Source organism: Pseudomonas sp. GW821-FHT09C10 (genome assembly GCF_059418085.1).
This window is the reverse complement of sequence record NZ_JBWKPE010000005.1, coordinates 402,728-410,223: the sequence shown is the minus strand read 5'-3', so window position 1 is coordinate 410,223 and position 7,496 is coordinate 402,728. Positions and strand designations below refer to the sequence as shown.

Sequence of the window (7,496 nt, the reverse complement as noted above, 5' to 3'; positions counted from 1 at the left end):
GAGTGTTGGGGCGAAGCGTTTTTGGTTACTTTTGGCGCTCTTCCAAAAGTGACCCGCTGTAAGAGCGGAACCATAGGCAGCCGTTACCGCAGCAACGGATATGTACTCGGTCAAAGCCAACGACATGGTCGGCCCAAAGGCCGCCACGGAACCAAGCGCCCTCGCCACAGACCGCTGAAAAAAATTATGCAGATACTTATGCCCCGATGTCAGCAGCTCAGCTACAGATGCATCCACTGACACTGCCTCATCGGGGGCAAGTCGAACCGTCGCACCGCCCCTCCCACATTTTTAACCGTGCAAACCCGCCCTACTCCAGTTGGCTCCAACGCCAACCCCATGGCATTTGCTGCTGCCCCCCAACCCCAATTAAGTAGTAACTGTGGTCTCGCCCCGCACACCGCGAGGAATCTACCGAATATTCCCGGCCCTCTTGCCAGCCTCCAACCCAGGTGGGATACAAGCAACCTGACACCGCCAAAACAACGCTCTACGGAGGCTCGCCATGTCCGCCCTGCCGCACCCCACTTATCTCTACCGTCCAATGACCGCAGCCGATCTGCCGGCCGCCCACGATTTGTCGGTGCAACTCAAATGGCCTCACCGCCTGGAAGACTGGGCAATGTTGCAACGGGTCAGCGACGGCTTCGTGGTCATGGATGGCGAGCGGCTGATCGGCAGCGCGTTCACCTGCCCCCAGGGCGACTACGCCACCATCGGCCTGGTGATCGTCAGCAATGACTACCAGGGCCAGGGTATCGGCCGGCGCTTGATGGAGAAGGCCATTGCCGCTTGCGATACGCGCACGCCGGTCCTCAACGCCACCCTCGCCGGCGCGCCGTTGTATGCCAGCCAGGGGTTCGTCGAGTTCGGCCGGGTGCAGCAGCATCAGGGCCAGGCGTTGGTGCCCGCCCTGCCGACGCTGGCCGACGGCGAAACCTGCCGGGCGCTTAACGCCGATGATCACGCCAGCCTGCTCGCGCTGGCCAAGGCCGCCAGCGGTATGGACCGCCGTGAAGTGCTGCGTGACCTGCAGGTGGAGCACGCCGTGGGGATCGAACGCGATGGCCGGCTACGCGGCTTCGCCCTGCTGCGGCCGTTTGGGCGTGGGCGGTGCATCGGCCCGGTGGTGGCGGAAAATATCGAGCAGGCCAAGTACCTGATCGCCACCTTGCTGGCCCAGGTGCCGGACACCTTTGTGCGCATCGACATTCCCGTCGCCTGCGGCCTCAGCGACTGGCTCGAACAGGCCGGCCTGAAGAACATCGACACCGTCGCGCAAATGGCCCTGGGTACGCCGCCCCAGGCCAGCCAAGGCGTCCACCCCTTTGCCCTGATCACCCAGGCGATCGGCTGACTTTTCTCCCGGAGCACTCCCCATGTCATCTCCCCGTATCCTGCTGTTGGCACGCGCCGACGGCAGCCGCGTTGCCACGTCTTTCAACAAGGCCGCCTTGAGCGCGCTGGACCCGTTCGGCGACATCCGCCAACTCGCCTGGATGGGCGACGATGGCGTGTCCGCCGGCGTGGTGTCCTTCAGCGGCGAAGCGGTGATCGAAGAGTTCCCCCATAGCGAAACGCTGGTGGTACATGCAGGCCATGTCGTACTCAGTGCCGCGGAACAGACCTTGGAATTGGACGTCGGCGCCAGCGCCGTCATCGGCTTCGGCACACGCCTCACGGTACAGGCCAGTGCAGGCAGCGAATGGGCGTTCTGCGCGGTCGAGCAGGCCGATGCCCCGGTGTGCCCCGGCCTGACCCTGCTCGACCCGCACACCCTGCTCAACCCCTCCGCCGCGCCGGAACCCCAGATACTGATCGGCCCCACCCCGCAATGCCGCGCATTCAACCTGTTCGACGATGCCGTGACCGAGCTGCGCGTCGGCATCTGGGACTCGACGCCCTACGCCCGCCACGGCCGCCCGCACAAACTGCATGAATTGATGCACCTGCTCGAAGGCCGCGTCACCCTGCTGGATAACGAAGGTGGCGAGGTCACGGTGAATACCGGCGACACCGTGTTCGTGGCCAAGGGCGCGCCCTGCGCCTGGACCAGTACGGTGTACGTGCGCAAGGTCTACGCGGTGAAGTGACTCAGGCCTTCAACGCCTCTTCCAGAAACGCCACCAACGCCTGTACGCGCGGGCTGCGCAGTTTGCGCGACGGCACCAGCAGCAGCACCGGTGCGCTGTCAAAGCTCCAGTCCGCCAACACACGTACCAGGCTGCCGCTGGCCACGGCGTCACTCACGTCCCACTGCGAACGCAGCACCAGACCCAAGCCTTGCTCGGCCCAACGCCGGGCAACGCTGCCATCGTTGCTCAACAACGCAGGTTCCACGCGCAGGGTCTTGCGGCCCTGGCCTTTGCGCAGGTGCCACAGGGTCACGTCCTCATCATTTTCCCGAATGCAGATGCAGCGATGGGACGCCAGCTCATCCGGCGCAGACGGCACGCCGTGGGCGTGCAGGTAGGCCGGGCTGGCGCACAACCAGCGCTCGTTTGGTGTCAGTGGCCGCGCGGTCCACAGGCTGTCATTGAGATGGCCGATGTGAACCACCGCATCGCTGTCATGGCGATCGGGCCAGGGCGTCTCGCGCAAATCCAAGTGCAAACACAGCTGCGGGTGCAGTTTGGCAAACCGCGCCAACAGCGGTGCGATGCGCTGGCGGCCATAGCCAAACGGCGCCGCCACCCTCAAGGTGCCCACCAGGGTTTCATCCTTGTGCCGGAACGACTCCGGCAGCGCCTCAAGCTGCTCCAGCAACAGCGCGCTCTCCCGCGAAAACCGCTCGCCATCCGCCGTCAGGCTGAGGCGCCGCGCATCGCGATTGGCCAGGCTCAGCCCGAGCAGCGTCTCCAACTTGCGCAGACGCATGGACAACGCCGGCGGCGACACATTCAGGGTGCGGGCGGCGGCGCTCAGCGACTCCGAGCGGGCCAGGGTCACGGCAAGGCGCAGGTCTTCGATGGAAATCATTCAATTTTACTTAATGATTGATGAGTACCGATTGAACCACAGGTTAACGACAGCTGAGTAGAGTGCAGCCTGTCCCCCGCCACACGAGTTCCGCCATGTCCACGCCGATTGCTTCCCTCGACACGCCCGCCGCGCTCGTCGACATCCCGCAGATGCAGCGCAATATCCAGCGTATGCAACAACGCATGAACAGCCTGGGCGTGCGTTTGCGCCCGCATATCAAGACCAGCAAGTGCCTGCCGGTGATCCACGCCCAGATCGCCGCCGGGGCCAGCGGCGTCACGGTGTCCACCCTCAAGGAAGCCGAGCATTGTTTCGCCGCCGGCATCCGCGATGTGTTCTACGCCGTGGCCATCGCCCCGGGCAAACTGCCCCAGGCCCTGGCCCTGTGGCGCAAAGGCTGCAACCTCAGCCTGCTCACCGAGAGCGTCCCGGGCGCCGAGGCCATCGTCGCTTTCGCACAGCAGCATGACGCACGCTTCGACGTGTGGATCGAAATCGATTGCGACGGCCATCGCTCCGGCCTGGCCGCGCAGGACCCGGTACTGATCGACGTCGCCCGCATCCTCAGCGAGGGCGGCCTGCACCTGCGTGGCGTGATGACCCACGCCGGCTCGAGTTACGAGCTGGACAGCCTTGAACCCCTGCAAGCGCTGGCCGAACAGGAACGCGCGCTTTGCGTACACGCCGCAGACACTCTCCGCGCAGCCGGGCTGGCGTGCCCCGAGGTCAGTATCGGCTCCACCCCCACGGCCCTCTCGGCGCTGAATCTGGACGGCGTCACCGAAGTGCGCGCGGGGGTGTATGTGTTCTTCGACCTGGTCATGCGCAACATCGGCGTGTGCCAGGCCGATGAGTTGGCGCTGAGCGTACTGACCACCGTGATCGGCCATCAGCCGGACAAAGGCTGGATCATCACCGACGCCGGTTGGATGGCCATGAGCCGTGACCGTGGCACCCAGCGCCAGCACCAGGACTTCGGTTACGGCCAAGTGTGCAGCGAAGCGGGCGACTGGATCGACGGCGCGCGGGTCAGCGCTGCCAACCAGGAACACGGCATCGTCACCCTCGGCGCTGCCAACAATGACGCGCTTGTCACGCGCTTCCCCATCGGCAGTCGGCTGCGCATCCTGCCCAACCATGCCTGTGCCACCGGCGCGCAGTTCCCGGATTATCACGCCGTGGAGGCCGATGGCAGCGTGCACACCTGGAGTCGCCTGCATGGCTGGTAATCGCATCCACTCGATTCATAGCACCCACGCGGCACCGCCGGGCGGGCACTATTCCCAGGCGGTGGCGCATGGCGGCGTGCTGTATGTGTCGGGGCAACTGCCGGTACGCGCCAATGGCGAGCACAGCGCCGGGCAACCGTTCGCGGTGCAAGCCTCGCTTGCCCTGGATAACCTGGTGGCGATCCTGGGTGAAGCGGGCCTGAGCCTCGGTGACCTGCTCAAAGTGACGGTCTACGTGGTCGGCATCGAACACTGGCCCGCCTTTGATCAAATTTACGCGCGCTGCCTGGGTGAACATAAACCGGCCCGCGCCGTGGTGCCCGTGCCGGTGTTGCACCATGGCTACCTGATCGAAATCGAAGCGGTGGCCCGTGCCACACAGGAGCAGCCTGCATGAACCCGCAAAAAAGCGCTGTGCTGATCATCGGCGGCGGCATCATGGGCGCCTCGTCGGCGTTTTTCCTGCGCCGCCGCGGTTGCTCGGTCACGCTGCTGGAACGCGATCAGATCGGTCAGTACGCCAGCGGTGTGAACTTCGGCAATGTGCGCCGCCAGGGCCGCTACCTGGGGCAACTGGAACTGGCCAACCGTTCGTGGGCACTGTGGAAGCGCCTGCCGGAGCTGATCGACGACGACCTGGAATTTATCCCCAGCGGCCACATGCGCGTGTGCTATCGCGAAGATGAAATCGCCGAACTGGAGGCCTACGCCGCTGCGCCGGAAGCCGCGCAACTGGACCTGAAAATCTATCGCGGCGCCGAGTTGCACCAGCGTTTCGGTTTCCTCGGCCCCGAGGTGAAAGGCGGCTCCTATGCGCCCCACGACGGCCACGCCAACCCACGGCTGGCCGCGCCGGCGTTTGCCCGCGCCGCACAGCGACTCGGTGCACGCATCGAGGAAAGCACCGAAGTGGCCGACGTGGAAAAGGTCAACGGCCTGTTCCACGTCACCACCACCGATGGTCAGTTGTTTGTTGCCGAGCAATTGTTGATTACCGCCGGCGCCTGGGCCGCGCGCTTGTCCGAGCGCTTCGGCGAGCCGGTGCCGCTGGAGCCCAACGGCCCGCAGATGTCGGTGACGGAACCGGTGCCCTACGCCTTGCCCACCGTGATCGGCGTGTTCACCAAGATCAAGGAAGAGGTGATCTACTTCCGCCAGATCCCGCGCGGCAACATCATCATCGGTGGCGGCGCCCGCTGCACGCCGGACATGCTCAACCGCCGCGCATTTTTCAAGCCCGAGAGCCTGCTCAACCAGATGCGCCAGATGAAACGGCTATTACCGGGCGCCGAGAAACTGAACATCATCCGCGTGTGGAGCGGCATCGAAAGCTATACACCCGACTCCCTGCCGGTGATGGGCCCCAGCGGCAACGTGGACGGGCTGTTTTATGCCTTCGGCTTCTGCGGCCACGGCTTCCAGCTCGGCCCGGGCGTGGGGGATGTGATGGCCGAACTGATCAGCACCGGCAGCACCAGCACCTTGATCAGCCCGTTCGATATCCGGCGCTTTACCCAACCTTCGACGGTGCCGGCAAACGCCCCCACCACAGGAAAACTCATATGAGCCTCACCCGCCTGCCGGATTCAGCAGATTATCCCTTGCAGCATTGAATAACGGCATCTTTGCGCGGGAGGCTTTTGCTAGCTTATCCGGACACCGGGCCGTGCCGTTCGCAGCGCCTATTACCGCTCCAGGGAGCCAGTTGGATGACAACTCAATCTTCAAACAGCTACAGCGTTGATGCGCAAACGGCTCACCAGTTTTATATCAACGGTCGTTGGACGTCCCCGGCGATCCCGGCGACGCTGCCGGTGGTCAACCCGGCCACTGAAGCCGTGGTTGCCGAGGTGGCGCGCGGGTCTGCCGAGGATGTCGACCGGGCCGTCGCGGCGGCACGCGGGGCGTTCGCCGGTTGGTCTGCAACCCCGGCTGCTGCGAGAGCCCAGGTGCTGGGGAAAATCCACGAACTGATCCTTGAACGCAAAGAGCAGCTGGCACAGGCGCTGTCCCTGGAAATGGGCGCGGCCATCGGTTTTGCGCGGGCCATGCAAGTGCCGCTGGCGGCCGAACACGTGCGGGTCGCCCGTGACCTGCTGTCCAGCTATCGCTTCCAGACCGTGGAAGGCGGCACCGCAATCGAGCGCGAGCCTATCGGCGTGTGCGGCCTGATCACGCCGTGGAACTGGCCGCTGTATCAAATCACCGCAAAAGTCGCCCCAGCCATCGCCGCCGGCTGCACCGTGGTGCTGAAACCCAGCGAACTGTCGCCATTGAGCGCCCTGCTGTTTGCCCAACTGGTGCATGACGCCGGCCTGCCGCCTGGGGTGTTCAACCTGGTGAACGGCAGCGGTGCCGACGTCGGCGCGGCCATGGCGGCCCATGGGGATATCGACATGATTTCCATCACCGGCTCCAACCGCGCGGGCGCATTGGTTGCCCAGGCGGCCGCGCCGACGGTCAAGCGGGTCACCCAGGAATTGGGGGGCAAGTCGCCGAACGTGCTGCTGCCCGACGCCGACTTCGCCAAGGCTGTGCCGCTGGGGGTGATGTCGGCGTTTCGCAACGTCGGCCAGTCGTGCAGCGCGCCGACCCGCATGATCGTGCCGAGAAACCGCCTGGCCGAAGTCGAAGCCCTGGCGGCGGCCACCGCAAATGCACTGATCGTCGGCGACCCGCAATCGGAACAGACACAGTTGGGCCCCATTGCCAACGAAGCTCAGTTCCATCGCGTCCAGGCCATGATCCAGGCCGGCCTCGACGAGGGCGCCAAACTGCTGTGCGGTGGGCCGGGACGGGCGGCGGGTTTTGACAAGGGTTTCTATACACGGCCGACGGTTTTCTCCGAAGTGGACAACGCCATGCGCATAGCCCAGGAGGAAATATTCGGGCCGGTGCTGTGCATCATTGCCTATGACACGGTGGATGAAGCCGTCGCCATCGCCAACGACACGGTGTACGGGCTGGGCGCCCACGTTCAGGGGCAGGACCTTGATCTTGCGCGGGCGGTGGCTTCGCGTATACGGGCGGGCCAGGTGCACCTGAACCATCCGGCGTGGAATCCGATGGCGCCGTTTGGGGGCTACAAACGCTCGGGGAATGGGCGGGAGTATGGGGTGCAGGGGTTTGAGGAGTATCTGGAAACCAAGGCGATTATCGGGTTTGGCGAGTGAGTGATGGGCCTTTATCAAGATCAAAATAACTTATTGATTTTAAAGGGTTAAATTTTCACTCTAAAATCTTGAGTCTTGCATAAACAATTTCAGGCGACCGCATTCTTGTGGT

General features: G+C 64.3%; 8 protein-coding genes. 6 read left to right on the top strand and 2 right to left on the bottom strand.

Going from position 1 to position 7,496, the window contains the following annotated elements; genetic code table 11:
* On the bottom strand, nucleotides 1-237 hold a 237-nt coding region (locus AC07OT_RS13405), incomplete at its 3' end, for a hypothetical protein (protein WP_495108272.1).
* Nucleotides 238-505: 268 nt separating this feature from the next.
* On the opposite strand from AC07OT_RS13405, the gene AC07OT_RS13400 reads away from it, so the two are divergent.
* Nucleotides 506-1,357 (top strand): GNAT family N-acetyltransferase, encoded by an 852-nt coding sequence (locus AC07OT_RS13400; RefSeq protein WP_065948057.1) that lies wholly within the window; start codon nucleotides 506-508, stop codon nucleotides 1,355-1,357.
* 22 nt (nucleotides 1,358-1,379) lie between these two features.
* A complete protein-coding gene (locus tag AC07OT_RS13395; RefSeq protein ID WP_495108271.1) occupies nucleotides 1,380-2,093 on the top strand; it encodes a cupin domain-containing protein in 714 nt (237 codons plus the stop codon).
* A gap of 1 nt (nucleotide 2,094) precedes the next feature.
* Here AC07OT_RS13395 and AC07OT_RS13390 read toward each other — a convergent pair whose 3' ends face one another.
* On the bottom strand, nucleotides 2,095-2,979 hold the full coding sequence (locus tag AC07OT_RS13390) for a LysR family transcriptional regulator (protein WP_495101184.1): 885 nt from the start codon (nucleotides 2,977-2,979) through the stop codon (nucleotides 2,095-2,097).
* 95 nt (nucleotides 2,980-3,074) lie between these two features.
* Between AC07OT_RS13390 and AC07OT_RS13385 the strand changes: the two genes are divergently transcribed.
* From AC07OT_RS13385 to AC07OT_RS13370, 4 genes are all read left to right on the top strand, one after another.
* Nucleotides 3,075-4,211, top strand: a complete 1,137-nt coding sequence (locus tag AC07OT_RS13385; RefSeq protein ID WP_495108270.1) for a DSD1 family PLP-dependent enzyme — start codon at nucleotides 3,075-3,077, stop codon at nucleotides 4,209-4,211.
* Nucleotides 4,201-4,608, top strand: coding sequence for a RidA family protein (locus tag AC07OT_RS13380; protein ID WP_495108269.1), 408 nt, complete (start codon nucleotides 4,201-4,203; stop codon nucleotides 4,606-4,608). The genes AC07OT_RS13385 and AC07OT_RS13380 overlap by 11 nt, the downstream gene beginning before the upstream one ends.
* The gene (locus AC07OT_RS13375; protein WP_495108268.1) at nucleotides 4,605-5,777 is read left to right on the top strand and encodes an NAD(P)/FAD-dependent oxidoreductase; all 1,173 of its coding nucleotides are present in this window, start codon (nucleotides 4,605-4,607) and stop codon (nucleotides 5,775-5,777) included. The genes AC07OT_RS13380 and AC07OT_RS13375 overlap by 4 nt, the downstream gene beginning before the upstream one ends.
* A 143-nt stretch (nucleotides 5,778-5,920) precedes the next feature.
* Entirely contained in the window at nucleotides 5,921-7,384 is a 1,464-nt protein-coding gene (locus tag AC07OT_RS13370) for an aldehyde dehydrogenase family protein (RefSeq protein WP_495108267.1), read from the top strand.
* Nucleotides 7,385-7,496 lie beyond the last annotated feature (112 nt).

Excerpts from the sequence above, each read along its gene's own strand:
- AC07OT_RS13400 (WP_065948057.1), top strand. The coding sequence starts at position 506 with ATGTCCGCCCTGCCGCACCCCACTTATCTCTACCGTCCAATGACCGCA.
- AC07OT_RS13380 (WP_495108269.1), top strand. The coding sequence starts at position 4,201 with ATGGCTGGTAATCGCATCCACTCGATTCATAGCACCCACGCGGCACCG.
- AC07OT_RS13390 (WP_495101184.1), bottom strand. The coding sequence starts at position 2,979 with ATGATTTCCATCGAAGACCTGCGCCTTGCCGTGACCCTGGCCCGCTCG.
- AC07OT_RS13375 (WP_495108268.1), top strand. The coding sequence starts at position 4,605 with ATGAACCCGCAAAAAAGCGCTGTGCTGATCATCGGCGGCGGCATCATG.
- AC07OT_RS13395 (WP_495108271.1), top strand. The coding sequence starts at position 1,380 with ATGTCATCTCCCCGTATCCTGCTGTTGGCACGCGCCGACGGCAGCCGC.
- AC07OT_RS13370 (WP_495108267.1), top strand. The coding sequence starts at position 5,921 with ATGACAACTCAATCTTCAAACAGCTACAGCGTTGATGCGCAAACGGCT.
- AC07OT_RS13385 (WP_495108270.1), top strand. The coding sequence starts at position 3,075 with ATGTCCACGCCGATTGCTTCCCTCGACACGCCCGCCGCGCTCGTCGAC.